At 62.9% G+C, this 19679-nt stretch carries 16 protein-coding genes; 4 read left to right on the plus strand and 12 right to left on the minus strand.

All coding sequences use genetic code 11. The annotated features are described in order from the left end of the window. Nucleotides 1-426 (plus strand): branched-chain amino acid ABC transporter permease (locus tag VGP39_RS26525; RefSeq protein ID WP_327571061.1); only part of this gene is annotated, 426 nt, incomplete at its 5' end. 2 nt (nt 427-428) lie between these two features. Here VGP39_RS26525 and VGP39_RS26530 read toward each other — a convergent pair. The 5 genes from VGP39_RS26530 to VGP39_RS26550 all read right to left on the minus strand — a co-directional run bounded on the left by VGP39_RS26530 (nt 429) and on the right by VGP39_RS26550 (nt 5939). Then, the gene (locus tag VGP39_RS26530) at nt 429-671 is read right to left on the minus strand and encodes a hypothetical protein (protein ID WP_327571062.1); all 243 of its coding nucleotides are present in this window, start codon (nt 669-671) and stop codon (nt 429-431) included. A 56-nt stretch (nt 672-727) separates the two neighbouring features. Beyond that, nucleotides 728-2026 (minus strand): glycoside hydrolase family 130 protein, encoded by a 1299-nt coding sequence (locus VGP39_RS26535; RefSeq protein WP_327571063.1) that lies wholly within the window; start codon nt 2024-2026, stop codon nt 728-730. Between the two features lie 31 nt (nt 2027-2057). After that, complete coding sequence (locus VGP39_RS26540) at nt 2058-4343, minus strand: glycosyltransferase family 4 protein (RefSeq protein WP_327571064.1); 2286 nt, start codon at nt 4341-4343, stop codon at nt 2058-2060. Then, nucleotides 4340-5275, minus strand: a complete 936-nt coding sequence (locus VGP39_RS26545) for a class I mannose-6-phosphate isomerase (protein ID WP_327571065.1) — start codon at nt 5273-5275, stop codon at nt 4340-4342. Before VGP39_RS26545 ends, VGP39_RS26540 begins: the two co-directional genes overlap by 4 nt. A gap of 529 nt (nt 5276-5804) precedes the next feature. Further along, entirely contained in the window at nt 5805-5939 is a 135-nt protein-coding gene (locus VGP39_RS26550) for a hypothetical protein (protein ID WP_327571066.1), read from the minus strand. 343 nt (nt 5940-6282) lie between these two features. On the opposite strand from VGP39_RS26550, the gene VGP39_RS26555 reads away from it, so the two are divergent. Beyond that, nucleotides 6283-7668: a M20 family metallopeptidase gene (locus VGP39_RS26555; protein WP_327571067.1), complete on the plus strand. Its 1386-nt coding sequence runs from the start codon at nt 6283-6285 to the stop codon at nt 7666-7668. Here VGP39_RS26555 and VGP39_RS26560 read toward each other — a convergent pair. After that, nucleotides 7658-8515: a VOC family protein gene (locus VGP39_RS26560; RefSeq protein ID WP_327571068.1), complete on the minus strand. Its 858-nt coding sequence runs from the start codon at nt 8513-8515 to the stop codon at nt 7658-7660. The genes VGP39_RS26555 and VGP39_RS26560 overlap by 11 nt on opposite strands. A gap of 90 nt (nt 8516-8605) precedes the next feature. Between VGP39_RS26560 and VGP39_RS26565 the strand changes: the two genes are divergently transcribed. After that, nucleotides 8606-9910, plus strand: a complete 1305-nt coding sequence (locus tag VGP39_RS26565; RefSeq protein WP_327571069.1) for an FAD-dependent oxidoreductase — start codon at nt 8606-8608, stop codon at nt 9908-9910. A 122-nt stretch (nt 9911-10032) separates the two neighbouring features. Here VGP39_RS26565 and VGP39_RS26570 read toward each other — a convergent pair whose 3' ends face one another. From VGP39_RS26570 to VGP39_RS26585, 4 genes are all read right to left on the minus strand, one after another. Further along, entirely contained in the window at nt 10033-12006 is a 1974-nt protein-coding gene (locus VGP39_RS26570; RefSeq protein WP_327571070.1) for a hypothetical protein, read from the minus strand. 122 nt (nt 12007-12128) lie between these two features. Next, a complete protein-coding gene (locus VGP39_RS26575; RefSeq protein WP_327571071.1) occupies nt 12129-12452 on the minus strand; it encodes a hypothetical protein in 324 nt (107 codons plus the stop codon). A gap of 243 nt (nt 12453-12695) precedes the next feature. Beyond that, complete coding sequence (locus VGP39_RS26580; protein ID WP_327571072.1) at nt 12696-15656, minus strand: bifunctional [glutamine synthetase] adenylyltransferase/[glutamine synthetase]-adenylyl-L-tyrosine phosphorylase; 2961 nt, start codon at nt 15654-15656, stop codon at nt 12696-12698. Beyond that, entirely contained in the window at nt 15653-17137 is a 1485-nt protein-coding gene (locus tag VGP39_RS26585; protein ID WP_327571073.1) for a sensor histidine kinase, read from the minus strand. Before VGP39_RS26585 ends, VGP39_RS26580 begins: the two co-directional genes overlap by 4 nt. 157 nt (nt 17138-17294) lie before the next feature. Here VGP39_RS26585 and VGP39_RS26590 point away from each other — a divergent pair, with 157 nt between their 5' ends. Beyond that, nucleotides 17295-17609, plus strand: a complete 315-nt coding sequence (locus VGP39_RS26590) for a hypothetical protein (protein ID WP_327571074.1) — start codon at nt 17295-17297, stop codon at nt 17607-17609. A 64-nt stretch (nt 17610-17673) separates the two neighbouring features. Here VGP39_RS26590 and VGP39_RS26595 read toward each other — a convergent pair whose 3' ends face one another. Together VGP39_RS26595 and VGP39_RS26600 are read right to left on the minus strand one after the other, a co-directional pair. Beyond that, the gene (locus VGP39_RS26595; protein WP_327571076.1) at nt 17674-18354 is read right to left on the minus strand and encodes a response regulator transcription factor; all 681 of its coding nucleotides are present in this window, start codon (nt 18352-18354) and stop codon (nt 17674-17676) included. 305 nt (nt 18355-18659) lie between these two features. Then, the coding region (locus tag VGP39_RS26600; RefSeq protein WP_327571075.1) for a PDZ domain-containing protein at nt 18660-19679 on the minus strand (1020 nt) is incomplete at its 5' end.

Raw genomic sequence — 19679 nt, forward strand, 5'->3', positions numbered from 1 at the left:
GTGACGGCGGAAAAACTCAAGATCACGGTGATATCGGCGCTGATGACGGCGCTCGCCGGCGCGCTCTACTGCCAGTACCAGATGTTCATCTCCCCCGACACGGTGAGCGGCATCTCGGTGTCGCTGCAGATGGTGTTTGCCGTCATCGTCGGCGGCCTCTATGTGTCGCTCGGCCCGACCGTCGGCGCTATCATCACCATCATGCTGGCGGAAGTCCTGCGCATCGGTTTTGGGACCAAGGCGGTCGGCTGGGACAATCTGGTCTATGGCGTGCTGCTGGTGGTGTTCATCATCTTCCTGCCGAAGGGGATTTTGGGCAGCATAGCGGAGAAGGTGAACGCGCGACGCAGGCCGGCGAAAAAAGCGCAGCCCTCCCCGATCGAGTCCATGGAGGGAGCCGATAAGACCCGCACGTTTCGGATTTGATCCTAGTCGAAAGCCGCTGGAAACTGCCCGTTCCGGAAGATGACGGTCGGCTCGTCGTCATAGTCACCCATCTCGGGATCGCCGGTGGATGAAAAGGCGACGACGCCAAGTTTGCTCAGCGCCAGTCTCTCCGCCGTTCGAAGCGCGCCATTCGCCGATTTGCAGGCAATCGCCGCATCGGCCTTCAGGTTTCCACCCTTGCCGGCGTTGAATGCCTGCACGAAGTACGTTGTTTCGCGAGCCATAAACGCTCCTTTGATCTGTCGACGACGGCTGGCATCGCTTCTCCAACAGATGACTGTCAGCTTTCCATCGATTGCATCAGCGTCGAAATCTTGATGGTCGCAAAATTGGAAAACGTGTCGGAAACCGCGTACGGCAAGATGATCTGATCGTTGTGCCGCATCGCGCCGCAGGTATAGACGACGTTGGGGACGTAGCCTGCGCGCTCGGATAGTTCGGGCCGCAGCAGCGGCTCGCGCGAGCGCGCCAGCACCTTGGAGGGATCGTTCTTGTCGAGCAGTGCCGCGCCGATCGAGTATTTCCGGAGCGGGCCGACGCCGTGGGTAAGCAGCAGCCAGCCTTCGTCGAGCTCGATCGGCGATCCGCAATTGCCGATCTGCACGAACTCCCAGGGAAACTCCGGCTTCAGAATGGCCTGACCGCCATCCCACGTGTAAAGGTCGCTCGAATAGATCAGATACAGATTCTCGTTGTCCTGCCGCGCGATCATCGCATATTTGCCGTCGATCCTGCGCGGGAACAGCGCCATGCCCTTGTTGCGCGCGGCGCTACCCCGCAGCGGCGACATTCGGAACGACAGGAAATCGCTGGTTTCAATCAATTCGGACCGGATCGCGCGTCCGCTGTAGGCGGTATAAGTCGCATAGTAGGTTTTCCGGCCGCCATCGCTGAATTCGACAAAGCGCGCGTCCTCGATCCCGTTGGATTGAGATTCGGTGACCGGAAATATGATGCGCTCGCTGATGTCGTCGTTCGGCTCGAAGATCACTCCGACCTCGTCCCCCATCGGACCCGGCAATCGGTATTCAATTCGCGGGCTCGAGGCCAGTCGAGCCGTCGGATCGACGGCCAGGCTGCCGTCGGCTGCGATGGTGCCGGCACGAAACGTCAATGACGACACATGGCCTTCGCCGACGGCGCGGAGACTGAGAATGAAGCGCAGCCCGCCCTTCGGCGCGGTTGACTGGTCAGGGTGGGGCACGATGCTGGGGTTGAACAGGGCCGAGGCTTCGAACGAATATTCGTTGAGAAAGTAAGCGCCGATCAGTTGGCGCTGGATGCTGGAAAAGCTGCCGTGGGCCGCCAGGGCTTCTTCCATCTCGTCGGCGCGGGATTCAAACGTCTCCAGCAGGTTGCGATGGCGGCCGAGGAAATTCGCCAGGACATCGGCGAGCTGGCTGGCAGCAGCTTCGGGATCCAGCGCGAGAACCCGGTCGACGATATGGTTGGCGCGTGTCTTGTCGGTCGGGTTGAGATCGCGCGGTTCGGTCGCAGGCTTGAACGGGCGCACGATCACCCGCGTGGGGTCGGGACGCAGATAGAGCGCCTGCCGGTTCAGGAAGGTGGCTTGTAACAAGGTGCCTCGACCGGCTGGAGTGAGTTGAAACTCAGGCGCCGACGGCGCGAAGCGCCGCGGGTTTTGTCAGGCCGGCATTGACGCGCGCGAGCTGACGAATCTCGGCAAGGCTGAGAAGATAAGACAAGACCGACTCACCCCCGCGATTCTCATTAGCACGATCGGGGTGCAATCCATCGCGGCAACTGCCGGTGTGCGGATCGACCAGCGCCACGGACAGATCGTTGCTGCCGAGAAACCAGCCGAAAACCCGCGTCGCGATGGCTTTCCACTCGGCGTCGCCATCGGCCCGCCACGCCGTGAGGCAGGCCGCGATCGCCGCCGTGGCTTCGACAGGCTGCTGATCGAAGGCGCGAGGGTGTTTCCGCTTGTCCCCGAAACCGGCCGTGCCGACCGGGCGGAAATGCCCTGCAGGCGCCGTTTGCTGTCTCATAAGCCAGTGCAACGACCTTAGTCCGGCCTCGACATAAGCGGGCTTTTGCGTCGCCATGCCCGTCAGCATCAACGCTTGCGACAGACGCGCATTGTCGTAGGACAATCCTTCCTCGAACCACACCCAGTGCGGCGTCTCAACCGCCGCCAGAGCCGACATCAGCCGGTCTGCAAGAAAATGCCGGACGTCCTGGGCATGGAGATGATCCGGGGCTACCGCGCAATAGGCGCTTAAACCCAATAGCGTGAACGCCCAGGCGCGGGGCGAGCGAAAGGCTTCCGCGGTCGGCAATGCCTCGGCGAACAGGCAGGCAGCCCATCGGCGCCGCGACGGGCTGGCGTCTCTGCGCGCGCATTCACCCAACGCCCACAGCGTCCGCGCGTGGCTGTCCTCCGAGCCCGTATCTTCAAGCCATGCGCGGTTGAATCCCATGAAGTTTCGGAACCGCCTGGTGTCCGGATTCCACGCGTGCTGGACGAACGCGGCAAAGCGCGCCGTCAGGACTTCGGACAGCCGCTGCTCGCCGGGATTATTGAGGGCGCAGGCCAGCAGCAAGGCGCGGGCGTTATCGTCGACGCAGTAGCCGTGCGCACGATCGGGCACCGAATGTACCGCGTGCTGGAACAGGCCGGTATCGTCACACATCGACAGGAAATGACCGATTTGCATGTCAGGCGCTGCAGGGCTGTGTAATTCAGGCGAGACGTTGTCGGAACGCGCAATGACCTTGAGCCAATGACCCTGCCGGGCATTCTCGAAGACGGACATGTAACGGTCGGCGGTGCGCGCCCATGTCATGGTTCGGCTGACCGCATAGGCGCGCTGGCACATCCCCTGCCGGCGAACGTCGTCGGTGAGCAATTCCGCGATTTCGCCGCCGATTGCAGCGGCGTCTCCAAAAGGAACCAGAACGCCGCGCCCATCGGCCAGCAATTCTCGCGCGTGCCAGTAAGGCGTCGAGACCACCGGCTTGCCCAAACCGAAACTGTAGGCGAGTGTGCCCGACGTCATCTGCGCCTCGTTGAGATAGGGCGTGACATAGACGTCGCACATCGAAATGAATTCGAGCAGCCTGGCGTGATCGACGAACTGGTCGAGGAACACCACATGGTCCTCGACGCCGAGTGCGCGCACCCGCGCCATCAGGCTCTCGCGATAGGCCTCGCCCTGCTCCCGGACCAGATTTGGATGCGTGGCGCCGAGCACCACATAAACCGCGTCCGCACGGCGTTTCAGGATCGACGGCATGGCGTCGATCATGACTTCGATGCCCTTGTTGGGAGACAGCAGGCCGAACGTCAGAATGACCGACCGTCCGCCAAATCCGAGTTTTGCCTTTGCCGCATCGGGTCCGACAAACGCCACGTCGGGAATGCCGTGGGCGATGACCTCGATCTTGTCGTCCGGCACCTGATAGACGCTGCGCAACAACTCGCGGCCCTTTTTTGCCATCACGACGACCTTCGAGGACGCCTCGACGATGCGCTCCAGCACCGCGCGTTGCACCGCCGTCGGCTCGGCCAGCACGGTATGAAGCGTCGTCACCACCGGCATGGTGAGGCGCGACAGCAGCGCGAGGATGTGCGCGCCGGCTTCGCCGCCGAAAATTCCGAATTCATGCTGCAGGCACACGGCGTCGAACCGGCCGGCGTTCAGGAAATCTGCTGCACGCTTGTACTCGTCGATATTGCCGTCCTTGATTTGCAAAGCGACCGCCGCCGGATACTCATACGCCTGTCCATGATCGGTCATCGCCACAATGCAGGTATCGATGTTGTGCCGCGACGTCGATATCGCCTGCCGCAGGTCGGTGGTAAAGGTCGCGATGCCGCAGCGGCGGGGCAGCGAATTGCCGATAACGGCGATACGGCGGAGCGGCGTCATGTCTGAGCCTCGACAACCTCGTTTGATTTCGTCGGGCGTTGCGCCGACGGGACAACAGATTTGGTCATTTGCTCTCCAGCCTCTTGCAGCAGGGAAATAATGGGGTCCGGGCCGGGATAAGCGATCAGACCGCTTATCCCATCGGGACCAACTTCGATGATGGCACGATCGCCTTCGACGAAAATGACGTCTCCGACAGTCGTGTTGGTCGCTCCGATCTTTGCAAGCCCTTCGATCGCGAGCATCCAGGTTTCCTTGTCGGCCGTGAGCGCCCAGGTCGAATTCGCGGGAAGGTTGAACCGTTCGAGTACAAAATGCGGGCTTGCGATAAGGGTCCAGCGCTCATCGCTGAGGCGTCGTGCAACGGCCTGGGTTTGAGCCGGCCCGGCATCGGAAACAGCGACGGCGCTGTCCTCGTGCAACTCGCGCTGCCGGCCATGGTCGAACAGGCGGAAGGTGGCGTCGCTGTGTTGCTGAATCTCGGCAAGCATGATGCCGGAGCCGATGGCGTGGATCGTCCCTGCAGGAATGAAAATGACGTCGCCTCTCCGGGCCGGGCGCCATTGAGCAAGACCGGCAATCGAGCCGTCTTTGATCGACGCGCGCAATTGCTGCGGCGTGAGATGCCGCTTCAATCCAACGGCAATCCGCGCGTCCGGTGTTGCCGAGAGGATGTACCATGCTTCGGTTTTGCCGTTCGGCAGGCCTATCGAGCGCGCAAAGGCATCGTCCGGATGAACCTGGATCGACAGTGGTTCGCTGGTGAACAGCAACTTGAGCAACAGTGCCGGGATCGGCGCATTTTTATCGGCACGCTGAAACCACAGCTCGCCGATGGCCTCACCAGAGCCGTCAATGCTGCTCCAGGGACGGAGATCGGCGACCCCCCATGGCTTCCGCACGACCTGCACCGCGGCATGTTCGATGGCCATAGGCTGTCCTGACCCGAAACGCGCATATCGAAGCGATATGCCGTTGGTCGATACCGTGATAAGTTTTGGCGTGGCTAAGGCGTTGCGTTTCGGGCCGTTGCAGCATCCGATTACGCTAACCAGTCAAATGGCTACTTCAGCAGCGGATCGCAAGGCGACGGGGCGGATATTACGGTGTGGTCGAAATTGCTTAGACAGTGTTTTCGTTGCCCGCGAAAGGCTGCTTTCAGCAACCGCGACAGATATTCTTTAACTTAGCCGTCGTTCGGGCGTCTTCCGCGATGAATGGGTCTTTGTATTCGGGCCGCGAGGCATCGCTTTGGACGGCCGCGGGCTTTGCCGCTTTCGGAGGAGACGCCGCATCATAGCAAGCAAGGCGCCCGCTCGCATTTTCGATGCTGCGGCAGTCTGGTTCCTTGGCGAGAGCGCTTTGCGCCAATGCGCACAGCACCAACACTGCGACAGTGATTCTCATGCAAATTCCCTTCAAGCCAACACCTTGCCAGTACTGACCGGCAGCACTGTGCCACTATTTCTTTTTGCCAGAACCGAAGCTCGGCTGCCATCCTGCGGTCTTTTGGCTGGGCGCCGCGGCTATTGTTTTGATCTTCTCTTTTTTTGGCTTCCTGGCCTCTCGATTACCCTTTTGCTCGCCTTTGGCCATGCGGATTCCCTTTGTTTTTTAAGATGATGCAGTTCTGGTAGCACTACGACTGAATTATGAGCGCGGCGGCGATCAGCGCCGCCAAAAAGATCGGCAGCAACATCGGAGGCAGGAGCCACCCATGAAGATGGAATTGGCGTTATCGGGCACATTTGCCGCCTGATCTGGTTGAGGCGGGAGCGCAACACTCTCAGTCACCGATAACGGCCAGAAGCGCGCGGTGATGTCGGACATATAGCAGCTTCTCGCCAGAAAGGGAGGAAAAACGGCGATTTATTGTCCGGCGGCTGGTTCGCCGCCGCGCGCCGGGTTATCCTAAAGCGATTGGACGGATTGGGTATTCATGAGCCGGGCCGAAGCCATCAGCCGCGTGGGTCGGCACTTTCACGGCGGCGAGTTTTTGATCGAGCTCGGCCGCAGGGTCGCCTACCAGACCGAAAGCCAGAATCCGCATCGCGCCGATGCACTGCGCGCCTATCTCGAGGACGAATTGCAGCCGGCATTTTCAGAGCTTGGTTTTTCGACCAGGCAGATCGAATCGCCGACCGGCAACAGCCCTTTCCTGCTGGCCGAGTACCATGAAAGCCCGTCCGCGCCCACCGTGCTGATGTACGGGCACGGCGATGTCGTCGATGGCATGGAAGGCGCGTGGCGGGGCGGTCTCGATCCATGGCGCACAACGCGGGTCGACGATCGGGTTTACGGGCGCGGCACCGCCGACAATAAAGGGCAGCACAGCATCAATTTGTCGGCGCTACGCGCCGTGCATCAGGCCCGCGGTGACCGGCTCGGCTTCAATGCAAAATTCATCGTCGAAATGGGCGAGGAGATCGGGTCTCCGGATCTGAGGCAGGTCTGCGAGGCCCTGCGCGACGAACTGACCGCCGATCTGTTTCTGGCGTCCGACGGGCCGCGTCTCGCGGCCGACCGCCCGACGATATTTCTTGGCTGCCGCGGGGGGTTGCGAATTCATCTCGACGTCGATCTGCGCGAGGGTTCGCACCATTCCGGCAACTGGGGCGGACTTCTCGCCAATCCCGCGACGATTCTAGGCGGAGCGATCGCGTCGCTGATCGATGAGAAGGGGCGTCTGCTGCTCGATGAACTGAAGCCGCCGCGGATTTCGAATCAAATCCGCAGCATGCTTGGCGGTGTCGAAATCACACCGTTGCCCGATGAGCCGAAAATCTCGCCCGATTGGGGCGAGGAAGGTCTGACGGCAGCCGAGCGGCTGTATGCGTGGAATACGCTCGAAGTATTGGCGATGTCGGCCGGCAACATCAAGAGTCCGGCAAATGCCATTCCCGGAGCCGCGCAAGCCGTGCTGCAACTCCGCTTTGTGGTCGGAACAGAGATCGGCAAGGTGGCGCCTGCCATTCAGCGGCATTTCGATCGCAGCGGACTTTCAATGGTGCGTGTGAGCGCCACCCAGAGCTTTGCGGCGTCGCGAACCGACCTCGACAGTCCCTGGATCGACTGGGCCGTGAGTTCAATCAAGAAAACTACCGGCAAGCAGGCCGCCGTGCTGCCGAATTTCGGCGGATCGCTACCCAACGATGTATTTTCGGAAGCGCTGGGCTTGCCCACGATCTGGGTGCCGCACTCCTATCCGGGTTGCTCGCAGCATGCGCCCGACGAGCACATTCTTCTGTCGGTGACGGAAGAAGCCCTTGCCATCATGGCCGGGTTGTTCTGGGACCTCGGCGACACACCGCGCGCTATGCCCTGACGAAGGCCAGCAACGTGCCGTTGGCTGCAGCAGGCACGACGCAAACGGCGTCTCCACTGCGCACGCCTGCGCTGCCGAGCGCCTTCTCCGCGGCGGCGAGATCGGATGTTGCGATCACGAGGGCGGCGCCTCCGCGCTCGGGCAGCCCCGCCAGCGGCACCTCCGGATAGCGCCGGCCCAACTGATCTTTTGTCAGGAATACGAAATCGGCGCGATCCGAACCCGACAGCACCGCGACGGCGCCATCCGGTTCGGCCTTGACCTCGCGATCGATCATGCGCGCGAGATGCGCGGCATCCTTTGCGTGCTCGGGCGAAACGACGAGTACCTGCTCCAGGTGTTTCGCACCATTGGCATGCTGCATGAGTTCCGGAATCCACACGGTTTCCCGCGTCTTGTGCTGACAGGCGAAAATGCGCAGGCCTCCCGGGGCCTCGGCGATCGGCCATAGAAAGATTCTGAACCGGGCTGCCGACAGGCGGCCGTCCGGCATCGTCACCGGCCGCTCGAAATCGACTGGTCCGACAGGCTCATACCCGCGCGCGCGAATTTCCTCGGCGCCGGCCGTGGAGTCCACCGCCGTAAACGCGATGCGCTCGATGCCCTCGCCGCGTCTTGCGAGAAACGCCCGCGTCGGCGCATTATGCTCCGTTTCAGCAAGCACCCCGAGCAATTCGATGTAGTCGGGATCGAGCATGATGGTGGCATTGCCCGATCCCATCTTGGCGCTGTGCGTGCCGCGCGGTGAAACGGTGAATCCAAGCCGCTTCCAGTTCCCGGCGGCCTTGTCGAGATCCTTGACCACGACGACGGCGTGATCCATTCCAATGACATTTTTCAGTGCCACTCTTTATGTTTCCCCGCCATCGATTGGTAACTTAAGCTAAAGCGTTGGTCCAGGACGCGCAAGCCGCCGGCAATCAAGGAAATTCTGACGATGGATTCCGTAAACGTTGGCTGGCCGGATTCACTGTGGGCTGCGGTGACACCTGCCGGGCCCGAACTATCGAAGCTCGTTGGGGCTGCGGAAGCCGATGTCGTCGTGGTCGGCGCAGGTTTTACGGGCCTGTCCACTGCGCTGCATCTACGGGAAGCTGGCGTGGATGTCGCCATCATCGAAGCGATGGCGCCGGGCTGGGGCGCATCGGGCCGCAACAACGGCCAGGTCATCCCCACGCTGTCGCGGCCCGACCCGGAAGACATCGTTGCCAAACATGGTGCGGTCGGCGAACGGTTCGTCGCGTTGCTGCGCGACAGCGCATCGAATTTGTTCGACCTCGCGCAACGCTATCAAATTCAGGCCGAGCAGGAACAGTCGGGGTGGGTGCAGCCGGTGCATTCGCAGGGGCGCATCAGAATAGCCGAACGCAGGGTGCGGCAGTGGTCGAAATTCGGCGCGCCGGTCGAGTTGCTGTCGCGCGAACAGACCCGCACGATGCTGGGATCGGATGCATGGTTCGGCGGCTTCTGGAACAAGTCCGGCGGTCATATCAATCCGCTCGCGTTGTCACGCGGCCTGGCGCGCGTTGTGGTCGAACGCGGCGGCCGGATTTACGCCCGCTCGCCCGCCATCAGTTTTGAACGGCACCACAATCGATGGGTGGTCAAGACAGCGGAGGGACAGATCAGCGGCCGGGCGTTGATCGTGGCAACCAACGCCTATACCGGCGAGTTCTCGAAATCGCTGGCGCCTGATATCGCCCACGAAGTCATGCCGGTTCTGTCCTGGCAGATGGCAACGCAGCCGCTGTCCGAAAGCGCGCGCAAAACCATCATTCCCGGCCGGCAGGCGATGTCCGATACGCACGGTGAGCTCTACTTCACCCGCTACGATGCTAGAGACCGTCTCGTCACCGGAGGCGCCGTGATCGGCCCGGGCAACAAGGTGGAAAGGATCAAGGCCCGGGTCGCGGAACGATTGAAACGGCTGTGGCCGCAGATCGGAGACGTCAGCTTCGACCATGTCTGGAACGGCTATGTGGGAATGACCACGGATTTCCTGCCGCGCATCCATCGCCTCGGACCCGACGCCTATGGCTGGACCGGCTGCAACGGCCGTGCCGTCGCGCTCTCGATCGCGCTCGGGGATGAGCTCTCCAAAGCCGTGCGCGGTATTGCGGAACACGATCTTGCGCTGCCGTTCACGGCACCGATGCCGATCGTCGCGCATGGCCTGCTGCGCCGTCTCGCCCCCCTGATGCTGATGGTCTACCGGCGGCGCGATGCGAAGGAAATCGCTTAAGCTCGAAACCATCATTGCGACCCAACGGGTCGGCGACCTCGCGCCTCGAAAACGCCTTCCACGCGGCAGCAAATGTCCTCGCCTTGGTGTACGCGATGCCGTTCGCGTTCTTTCGGAAATCGCTAAGGCGACGGCGTGTTCTGATTGGCCCAATTCCAAGCCGACCCGCTCCACCAGTTCACCCACAGATTGCCATCGCTCCCTTTCACAAAAACGTATGGTCGACCGCCATCCACTGTGATGGCTCCCATCGAACTGGCGAGGCTGACGCCGCTGGGCGTGCCCTGGTTTGACCAGCCCCATGCCTTGCCGCTCCACCAGTTCACCCACAGATTTCCGTCGTTTCCTTTCACAAAAACATATGGCCGGCCGCCGTCTACCGTTATGGCACCCATAGAACCGGCGAGGCTGACGCCGCTGGGCGTGCCCTGGTTTGACCAGCCCCAGGCCGACCCGTTCCACCAGTTCACCCAAAGATTGCCGTCGCTTCCTTTGACAAAAACGTACGGTCGGCCACCGTCCACTGTGATGGCTCCCATCGAACTGTCGAGGCTTACGCCGCTGGGCGTGCCCTGGTTTGACCAGCCCCATGCCGTGCCGCTCCACCAGTTCACCCACAAATTGCCGTCGCTACCTTTCACAAAAACATATGGCCGGCCGCCGTCCACGGTGATGGCACCCATGGAACTGGCGAGGCTGACGCCGCTGGGCGTGCCCTGGTTTGACCAGCCCCATGCCGTGCCGCTCCACCAGTTCACCCATAGATGGCCGTCGCTTCCCTTGATGAAAACGTACGGTCGGCCGCCATCCACTGTGGTGGCGCCCATCGAACTGTCGAGGCTGACGCCGCTGGGCGTGCCCTGGTATGACCAGTCCCAGGCCGATCCGCTCCACCAGTTCACCCATAGATTGCTGTCACTACCTTTCACAAAAACGTATGGCCGGCCGCCATCCACGGTGATGGCACCGAAGGCATCGGTAGGCCCGACCAGTGGGAATCCGTAGTGCCACGGTGTCCAGTGGCAATACGCCCAGCTGTTCGAACGCATGATGCAATCGACGCCGCCGCCCGGCGCGCAAAGTTGGCAGTTGCCGTTCGGCTTGTCGTAGATGCCCCACGATCCGCCGCAGTTGCAGTTGCTGGCTGAGTACTCGTCAGGCGCTTGGAAGATGTGTCCGGTCTCGTGCGCGAAGACGCGATCAATATTGTCTGGTCCCCAGCCATCGTTTGCGTACTGCATGACGAGGCGCGGTCCGCCGATGTTCGCGTACGCGAACCAGTCGAGCGGATATTTCGTGAAGTAGCCGACATAGGTCCACTGCGTGCCGAGCTGTGTTTTGATATGGTTGATGTAGTCGTACACACCCTGCCAATTGCCCTGATAGCCGAGTTGTACCATTGCTGGATCGCGCCAAAGGGCTTCTTTATCCCCGCCCGTTCCCGGTTGCACGTTCACCTGCACCGTGTGGATGTCGTAGATCCAGGTGATGTTGGCCGGATGATTCTGGGAAGCCTGCCATCCGAGCCCGTTCTGAACCTCGGCGATGACCTTTTGGATTTCTTGTGCGCTGAATTGAAGATCAGGGGTCGGACCGGAGACGATGATGATTCCGACTGCGATGCTGCCGGTCATCTGCTGGCTGGTGGTGCCAGCGACCGCGGCCGATTCCACGCTGCGAGCAGTCTCCGGAGAGGCTACGAGCTGTCGAAGGTGCGGCGGTGGATCGGGAGGAAGCAGCGTTCCGCCCGTATCCCACTGAGCGTTTTGGTGGGGCCGCCGTTCTTTCGCCGCCATGTACTCGGGTGATTGGCGGAGGCTGAACGCGGCGAGGCCGAGAGCGCCGATCGGATCAAGACCTTCGGTCGTGCCTGATGGCAGCTCGCTGGGTGCCGCGGCTACATCGGCGGTGGCCAGGGCAGAACGGACTTGTTGCGTGCGATCTTCGGATACTTCGCCGATCAGCACTCGCGGCCCGTAGCGATGAAAGACGCGAGCCCCTTGCTGACGCGCACTCGCCGCAACGGCGCCAGCAACGGCGCCAGCCTGCGAGGAAACAACAATGACTTTTTCTTCGATTCCAATATCGCCAGCCATAATGAGTCTCCTGTAAATTGATTGGCCAAGAGCTCATCAGAATCAACCGCTCGCTCCGAGCGATTGTTCGATGAGGTGGTGTATTCCATTCGCCGTTCAACGGCGGCGCGCGCCTGTAGTAATTAGTTATTATTTCCAGGTGGATCTGGCGGAAGAAATCCATCCGCATCCCAGTCCAGCCCATCACCCAATCGCCTTTTGTCTCGGGACCGTTGAGCATACGCTTCGATGAAGAGCATCTCGGCGTCGCTGAATGCTCCACTAACATCCCTGACTAGCCTTTCGCCCGGTTCGAGCACGACATCGACGCCCTCTATCGTCCCCATCTCCTCCTTCGTGGCATCGCCAAGCGGCTCGACAATCACGACGCGCGGCGACACTTTCTGTATCACGCGGTACCGTCCGCGCGAGTCTATCGCGGAATGATCCTCGGTGAAGATGAGCATCAGCTCGCTTTCCCGCTTAGGTACCATTGTCTGAGGTTTACTCTTAATGCGAGTATGACGCAAGATACAATCAGAAGTATTAGATATCCGCGATGAGGATGATGTCGGAACGTGCGCGTAGTGCCGGAAACGTGGCCGGGCCATGATGCGCAACCAAGCATCTATGGATGCGCCACCGAACTCGGGTTTACCCGAGTTCAGTTGAGCAACAGCCGATCTGGATGCGCAAGCCCGTAACGGCGATCATCCTTCCACCACCTCGCAAAACACCCGCCTCACCTCGCTTTGCGTCTCCCGCACTCTTGCCTCGAGCGAGGAAAAGTCCGGCGCGTCGCCGGCGCGCGCCAGCACGCGCAGCAAATCTTCGCCCGCCGTTTCCGGCTTGAATTTGCCGCTGACGCAGAGCCGCAGGATTTGCGTGAGGTCGTGATAGAGTCGTGCGGCCGGGCGTAGCACCTCGGCCGCCGATGGCGGCAGCACGCCGAGCCGCGCCGCGTTGTCCAGCACCTGCATGGTGCCGACGCTGAGAAGTTCCGGCTGGGCCGCGGCGTGCACCAACTGCAGGTACTGGGCGATGAACTCGATATCGATCATGCCGCCGGCAGCGTATTTCAGATCCCAGATTTCGGCTTCGCCCTTCTCCAGCGCGATGGCGCGGCGCATCTCCGCGACGTCGCTGGCGATCAACGCACGCTCGCGCGGCCGGGTCAGAACCTCGCGGATGACGCCTTCGATCTTGCTGCGGAATTGGTCCGACGCCGAGATCACCCGCGCCCGCGTCAGCGCCATGTGCTCCCAGGTCCAGGCTTCCTTGTTCTGGTACTCGGCAAAAGAATCGAGGCGGGAGGCCAGCGGGCCGGCGCGGCCCGAGGGACGCAACCGCATGTCGACCTCGTAGAGCACGCCGTAATTGGTCCGCGTCGTGAAAGCGCTGATCAGCCGCTGCGTCAGCCGCGCGAAATACTGTGCGCCCTGCAGCGGGCGTGCGCCGTCGGAATCCGGCTCTTCGTGATCGAAATCATAGATCAGGATCAGGTCGAGGTCGGACGATGCGGTCATCTCGCGGCTGCCGAGCTTGCCCATCGCCAGGATCGCGGTCTGCTGCCCCTTGATCCTGCCGTGCTGGGCGGCGAACTGGCCGGTGACCAGGCCGTGCACGGTGTGGACGATGCCTTCGGCGGCGTCGGCGAAGGCGACGCTGGCATGCTGCGCGGAGACGGTGCCCGACAGAATCCGCGCGCCGATCAGGAACAGGCTTTCCTGGCCGAACAACCTCAAGCGATCGAGGAATTCCTCGTAGGAATTGGCGTCCGCCAGCGTCGCGGTCAGCCGCGCGGACAGTTCGCGCTGGTCCGGCATCGCCCCGAAGAAGCGCGGATCGATCAGCCCGTCCATCAATTGCGGCTGCCGCGCCAGCATGTCGCCGAGCCGCGGCGCGGCGCCAAGGATCAGCGCCACCAGCGCGACCAGTTCGCGGTTCTGGCTGAGCAGCGAGATCAGCCGGCCGCCGCGCTGCAGCGCCTGCAGGAAGCGATCGAACGCGACCACCGCGTTATCAGGCTGTTCGGCATGCGCAAGGCCGTCGATCAGCGCGGGAATGAACTCGATGAATGCGTTCCGCGTCGCCTCCACGCGCAACGCGCGAAGGTCGCCCGACATCCATTGCCGCACGGTCTCGGCCACCATCACCGGATTCTTGAAGCCGAGCGTGGCGAGAAATTCGAGTAGCCGCTTGTCGGCCGGTCCCGCGCCGTAGTCGAACGCGGGGAGTTTGGCGGTGCCGGCCGGATCGCCCTCGAACAGTTTTCCGTAGTGACCCTGCACGATGTTGAGATGGCCGAGCAGATCTTTGGCGAAGGCATCGCGGCCCTCATAGCCGAAGAAGCGCGCGAAACGCTCGACCGCCCCGGTCTGTTCCGGCAAGGTGTGGGTCTGCTCGTCGGCGACCATCTGCAGCCGGTGCTCGACCCGGCGCAGGAACTGGTAAGCCGCGGTGAGTTCGTCGCGCGCGGCAAAGGTGATCCAGTTGCTCGACGCCAGCACCTTGAGCGCCTCCAGCGTCGGCCGCGCCCGCAATTCCGGATGCCGCCCGCCCGCAATCAATTGCTGGGTCTGCGCGAAAAACTCGATCTCGCGAATGCCGCCGCGCCCCACCTTGACGTTGTGGCCTTCGACGGCAATCTCGCTTTGCCCGCGAAAGGTCTGCATCCGCCGCTTCATGTCGTGGACGTCGGCGAGCGCCGCGAAATCCAGGTGCTTGCGCCACACGAACGGCGCGATGTCGGCGAGCAACGCTTCGCCGGCTCTGGGGTCGCCGGCGCACGGCCGCGCCTTGATCATGGCGGCGCGCTCCCAGGTGCGCCCTTCCCGCTCGTAATAATGCAGCGCAGCCTCGATCGAAATCGCCACCTGGGTCGAGGCCGGATCCGGCCGCAGCCGCAAGTCGACGCGGAACACATAGCCGTCGCCGCTGCGCTGCTGCAGCAGCCGCGACAGCCCTTGCGTGACCCGCACGAAGAACGGCTGCGGCTCGATATCGGGTGCCAGCGTCGGCGCGCCGGAATCGAAGAACACGATCAGGTCGATGTCGCTGGAATAATTTAGCTCCCCCGCGCCCATCTTGCCCATGGCGAGCACGACCAGGCCACTGCCGTCTTCGGGACGATCAGTATTCGGCGGTGACAGCCGGCTGCGCGCGGCTTCCTGCCGCAGCAGATAGCGCAGCGCCGACTGTACCGAGGCCACCGCGAGATCGGTCAGCGCAGCGGTGACGCGCATCACCGGCCAGACCCCGCCGATGTCGCACAGCGCGATCAGGAGGGCTGCTTCCGACTTCATGCGGCGGAGCAGTTGCATCGCCTCGGCTTCGTCGGCTGCTGCGGCCACGGCGAAAGCGGTTCGCTCGATCAGCTCGCTGAGATGCAAGTCCGGATCGCTGTCGAGCAGCCGGATCAGCCGCGCGGCATCGGCGCGCATCAGGTCGAACAGATACGGCGAGGCTTCGGCGATGCCTTCGAGGATCGTTCGCGCTTGCGGAAATTGGTCGGCGAAACCGCGGATCGCGCCCGCTTGCTCGAGCGCGAGATCGCCAAGCCAGCCTGCAAGACGTCGTTGTGCTTCAGCGGGCGCGAACAGACGCGGGCCTTCGACAAAACGCGCGGCCAGACAAGGTCGGTCCGCGTCGCCCTTCGCGGATGAGGTCATGCCACCTTCTGTGGCACATCCGGTGTTTGAACCGCAACCCTGTCGCTGCTGCCGCTGAGCGCCGGAATCGCCAGCGTGGCGCGCAATCCCGGGTGCGCGTCGCTGAGCTTGAGCGCGCCGCCATGCAGCGTCGCCACCGCCGAGGCGAGACTCAGGCCGAGCCCGGAGCCCGGCTGGGTACGGCTCGCCTCCAGCCGCACAAAGCGCTCGACCGCGTGGGCGCGATCGGCTTCCGGAATGCCGGGGCCGCGATCGGTGACGCTGAGCAGTACCTGATCGCCATCGCGGCGGGCTTCGATCAGGATATCCTTAGCCTTATTCGCGGCGGCCTCAGTGCCGGTGGCTTCAGCACTTAAAGGCTGCAGCGCCGGCGTAGGCTGGCCGTATTTGATCGCGTTCTCGACCAGGTTTGCCAGCGCCTGGCTGACCAGTTCGCGATTGCCATGCAGCCGCGCCGGCTCGGTCTTGACATGCAGCGTCAGGCCGTTGTCCTCGGCCAGCGGCTCGTAGAGTTCGTGAATGCCCTGCGCCACGTCGGCGGCGTCGAAATCGTCCATGTTGCCGCGCGCCTGCCCGGACTCGGCGCGCGCGATCATCAGCAGCGCGTTGAAGGTTCGGATCAGGCCGTCGGATTCCTCGATGGTGCGCTCCAGCGCCGCGCGATATTCGGCTTCATTGCTCGCCTTTGCCAGCGCCTCCTCGGCGCGGTTGCGTAGCCGCGTCAGCGGCGTCTTCAGATCGTGCGCGATGTTGTCGGACACTTCCTTCAGCCCCACCATCAGCGCCTCGATGCGCTCCAGCATGGCGTTGAGGTTTTCCGCCAGCCGATCCAGTTCGTCGCCACTGCGCCCTACGGGGAGCCGTCCCGAAAGATCGCCGGCCATGATGCGTTGGGTGGTGCCGGTCATGGCGTCAATGCGCCGCAACACGCGTCGCGCGACAAAAATGCCGCCGCCGAGCCCGAGCACGATCACGACCAGCACCGACCACTGCGCGGCCTTGGCGACGATGCCGAACAGCCGCCGCCGTTCCTCGAGGTCGCGCCCGATCAGCAGCCGGAAGCCGTTGCTCAGTTCGCTGACATTGACCAGCGCGCGGTGGTCCGCCGTGTCCTGGTCCTCCAGCCGCCGGTAGAAGGTTTCCGACCAGCCGGTGGTCGCCATCACCCCCGGCGCCAGCGACTCGATATTGCCGCCGATCGTTTGCCCGTTCGGCGCCGTCACGAGGTAGAGATTGGCGCCGGGCCGCAGCGCCCGGTTGCCGATGGTGCGGGTGAGCCCGTTCAAGCCGCGCCGCGCATAGATATTGTTGATTTCGCCGACCTCGGCGTTCACGCTAGTCGTGATCTGTTCGTTGATCAGCCGCCGCGTATTCCAGGCGAAATAGCCCAGCAGCGAGGCCGCGAAAATCGCGAACAAAAACAGATACACCAGCGTCAGGCGAAACGCCGTGGTGCGGATCAGCTTGCCGAAGGCCGTCATGGGTCGGATCTCGGGCAATGAAAATGCTGGAAGCCGTTCATGGCGCTGATCATTACCCATTTTCACGGGGGTCCAGAAGTGACAAATCATTCACGTGGCGGGCATTTCCGTTTATGATCGGATCATGCAGCGACCGCAACACAGGCCGGGAGGAAGGATGCGCGTAACAGCTTTCATCGCCGCGGCGCTGTCGACGCTACTGGCCGCGGCGGTGGCGTTACCCGCCACGCCGGCTTCCGCCCAACAACCGGCCGTGCCCCGTTACGGTGAAAAGGACAAGGATAAGACCTGGGGCGAGATGGAGCGGGAAAAGGAAGCCGCGCGAGCCTACAAGAGATCGCTCGACAGCGTCCCCGAAAAAGGTCCGGTCGACCCGTGGGGGAACGCGCGCAATGTGGGCGAGCCGAAGGGGGACGCGGCCAAGGCGGCGCCGCCGAAACCGAAGGGCAAGACGGGTGAGGCAGCGAAGTAGGATTTGAAAAAGCGGCGGCTAAAGCGACAGCGACACCAGCCGCATCCATCTACGGCAAACGTCCCTACCTCACCCCGTCCCTGATCATATACCCGGCGCCGCGGATCGTGTGCAGCAGCTGGCGCTCGAAACCCTTGTCGATCTTCGAGCGCAGGCGGGAGATGTGGACGTCGATGACGTTGGTTTGCGGATCGAAGTGATAGTCCCAGACGTTTTCCAGGAGCATGGTGCGCGTCACCACCTGGCCGGCGTGCTTCATCAGATATTCCAGCAGCCGGAACTCGCGCGGCTGCAGCGTCAGCTCGTCCTGGCCGCGGGCGACGCGATGCGACAGCCGGTCGAGTTCGAGATCGCCGACGCGGTAGCTGGTTTCCTCGGCCGGACCGACATTGCGGCGCGACAGCACCTCGACCCGCGCCAGCAATTCGGCGAATGCATAGGGTTTTGGCAGGTAATCGTCGCCACCGGCGCGCAGGCCCTTGATGCGGTCGTCGACCTGGCCGAGCGCGGAGAGGATCAGCGCCGGGGTGCGGTTGCCCTTCTCGCGCAAGGTGCCGATCACCGACAGTCCGTCGCGTTTCGGCAGCATGCGGTCGATCACCAGGACGTCGTAATCGCCGCCGTCCGCGAGCGACAATCCCTCTTCGCCATCGCTGGCGAGATCGGCGACATGGCCGACCTCGCGAAACGCCTTGACGAGATAGTCGGCCGACTCGCGGTCGTCTTCGATGATCAAGAGGCGCATCTGGCTGTCGGCTTGGCTCACGGCGGGTTGGCTCTCTGTCAACATGGTACGGTCACCGTCAGCATGCAAGGCGAGCCACGATTCCGACACTTGCGAGAAAAGAGCGGGCGGTGAAGCTGGGGGACTCCACCGCCCTTCCCTTCCGACGGAGGGGGGCATATTCCACCGGAAGGTAACTCTAGGAGACGGGCTTTTGGCCCGTCTCCCGGAAAGTGCCGTCGGCGGGGGCGACTAATGCCGGCAACACTCTCCATCGCTACCAGCGCATTTCCGGAAATGCGCTGCAATCCATAGCGTTCTGACGCCTAGCCCTTGGCCAGCGGCACCGCGACGAAGCGCGATGAGCCGCCGCTCTTGACCCGCATCAGAACGCTGTTCTTGTTGTCGGTACGCGCCGCGTCGAGCGCCTCGCGCACGTCGCCCGCGCTGGTGACACTCTTGCCGCCGACCTCGAGAATCACGTCGCCTTCCTTGAAGCCGCGCTCCGCCGCGGCGCTCTTCGGATCGACTTCGGTGACCACGACGCCATCCTTGCCGGCGCCGGCCACGCTGTCGGCAGGTGCGAGCGTGAGACCAAGCTTCGGCACGTCGCTGCCACGCTTCTTGGTATCGCGATCGCTCTTGTCGGTGTCGGCTTTCGCCTCCAGCGAGTTCGGCAACTGGCCGAGCGTCAGGTTGACCACGGTGTCCTTGCCTTTATGCAGCACGTTGAGTTTTACCGCGGCGCCGGGCGCAAGAGCGCCGATGGTGCGCGCGAGTTCGCGGGCATCCTTGACCGTCTCGCCGTTCACCGCGGTGATGACGTCGCCGGATTCGATGCCGGCCTTGGCCGCCGGGCCGTTGGCCTGCGGTTCGGCAACCAGCGCGCCTTCGGCCTTCTTCAGGCCAAGGCTGTCGGCGATGTCCGCGGTCACCGGTTGAATCTGCACGCCGATCCAGCCGCGGCTGACCGAGCCCTTGTCCTTGAGCTGGGCGATCACCGTCTTCACGGTGGAAGCCGGAATAGCGAACGCGATGCCGACGCTGCCGCCGGACGGCGAGTAGATCGCGGTGTTGACGCCCATCACCTCACCTGACGTATCGAACGCCGGGCCGCCGGAGTTGCCCTTGTTCACCGGCGCGTCGATCTGGATGAAATCGTCATACGGACCGTTGCCGATGTCGCGGCCGCTGGCCGAGACGATGCCGGCGGTGACCGTGCCGCCGAGGCCGAACGGATTGCCGACCGCGAGCACCCAGTCGCCGATGCGCGGCTTGCTGTCCGACAATTTGGCGAACGGGAAGTTGGAGCCGCCCTCGACCTTGATCAGCGCCACGTCGGTGCG

The sequence above is a fragment of the Bradyrhizobium sp. genome (assembly GCF_036009065.1).
GTDB lineage: Bacteria > Pseudomonadota > Alphaproteobacteria > Rhizobiales > Xanthobacteraceae > Bradyrhizobium.

Excerpts from the sequence above, each read along its gene's own strand:
- VGP39_RS26530 (WP_327571062.1), bottom strand. The coding sequence starts at position 671 with ATGGCTCGCGAAACAACGTACTTCGTGCAGGCATTCAACGCCGGCAAG.
- VGP39_RS26540 (WP_327571064.1), bottom strand. The coding sequence starts at position 4,343 with ATGACGCCGCTCCGCCGTATCGCCGTTATCGGCAATTCGCTGCCCCGC.
- VGP39_RS26545 (WP_327571065.1), bottom strand. The coding sequence starts at position 5,275 with ATGGCCATCGAACATGCCGCGGTGCAGGTCGTGCGGAAGCCATGGGGG.
- VGP39_RS26550 (WP_327571066.1), bottom strand. The coding sequence starts at position 5,939 with ATGGCCAAAGGCGAGCAAAAGGGTAATCGAGAGGCCAGGAAGCCAAAA.
- VGP39_RS26555 (WP_327571067.1), top strand. The coding sequence starts at position 6,283 with ATGAGCCGGGCCGAAGCCATCAGCCGCGTGGGTCGGCACTTTCACGGC.
- VGP39_RS26565 (WP_327571069.1), top strand. The coding sequence starts at position 8,606 with ATGGATTCCGTAAACGTTGGCTGGCCGGATTCACTGTGGGCTGCGGTG.
- VGP39_RS26570 (WP_327571070.1), bottom strand. The coding sequence starts at position 12,006 with ATGGCTGGCGATATTGGAATCGAAGAAAAAGTCATTGTTGTTTCCTCG.
- VGP39_RS26575 (WP_327571071.1), bottom strand. The coding sequence starts at position 12,452 with ATGCTCATCTTCACCGAGGATCATTCCGCGATAGACTCGCGCGGACGG.
- VGP39_RS26580 (WP_327571072.1), bottom strand. The coding sequence starts at position 15,656 with ATGACCTCATCCGCGAAGGGCGACGCGGACCGACCTTGTCTGGCCGCG.
- VGP39_RS26585 (WP_327571073.1), bottom strand. The coding sequence starts at position 17,137 with ATGACGGCCTTCGGCAAGCTGATCCGCACCACGGCGTTTCGCCTGACG.
- VGP39_RS26590 (WP_327571074.1), top strand. The coding sequence starts at position 17,295 with ATGCGCGTAACAGCTTTCATCGCCGCGGCGCTGTCGACGCTACTGGCC.
- VGP39_RS26595 (WP_327571076.1), bottom strand. The coding sequence starts at position 18,354 with ATGCGCCTCTTGATCATCGAAGACGACCGCGAGTCGGCCGACTATCTC.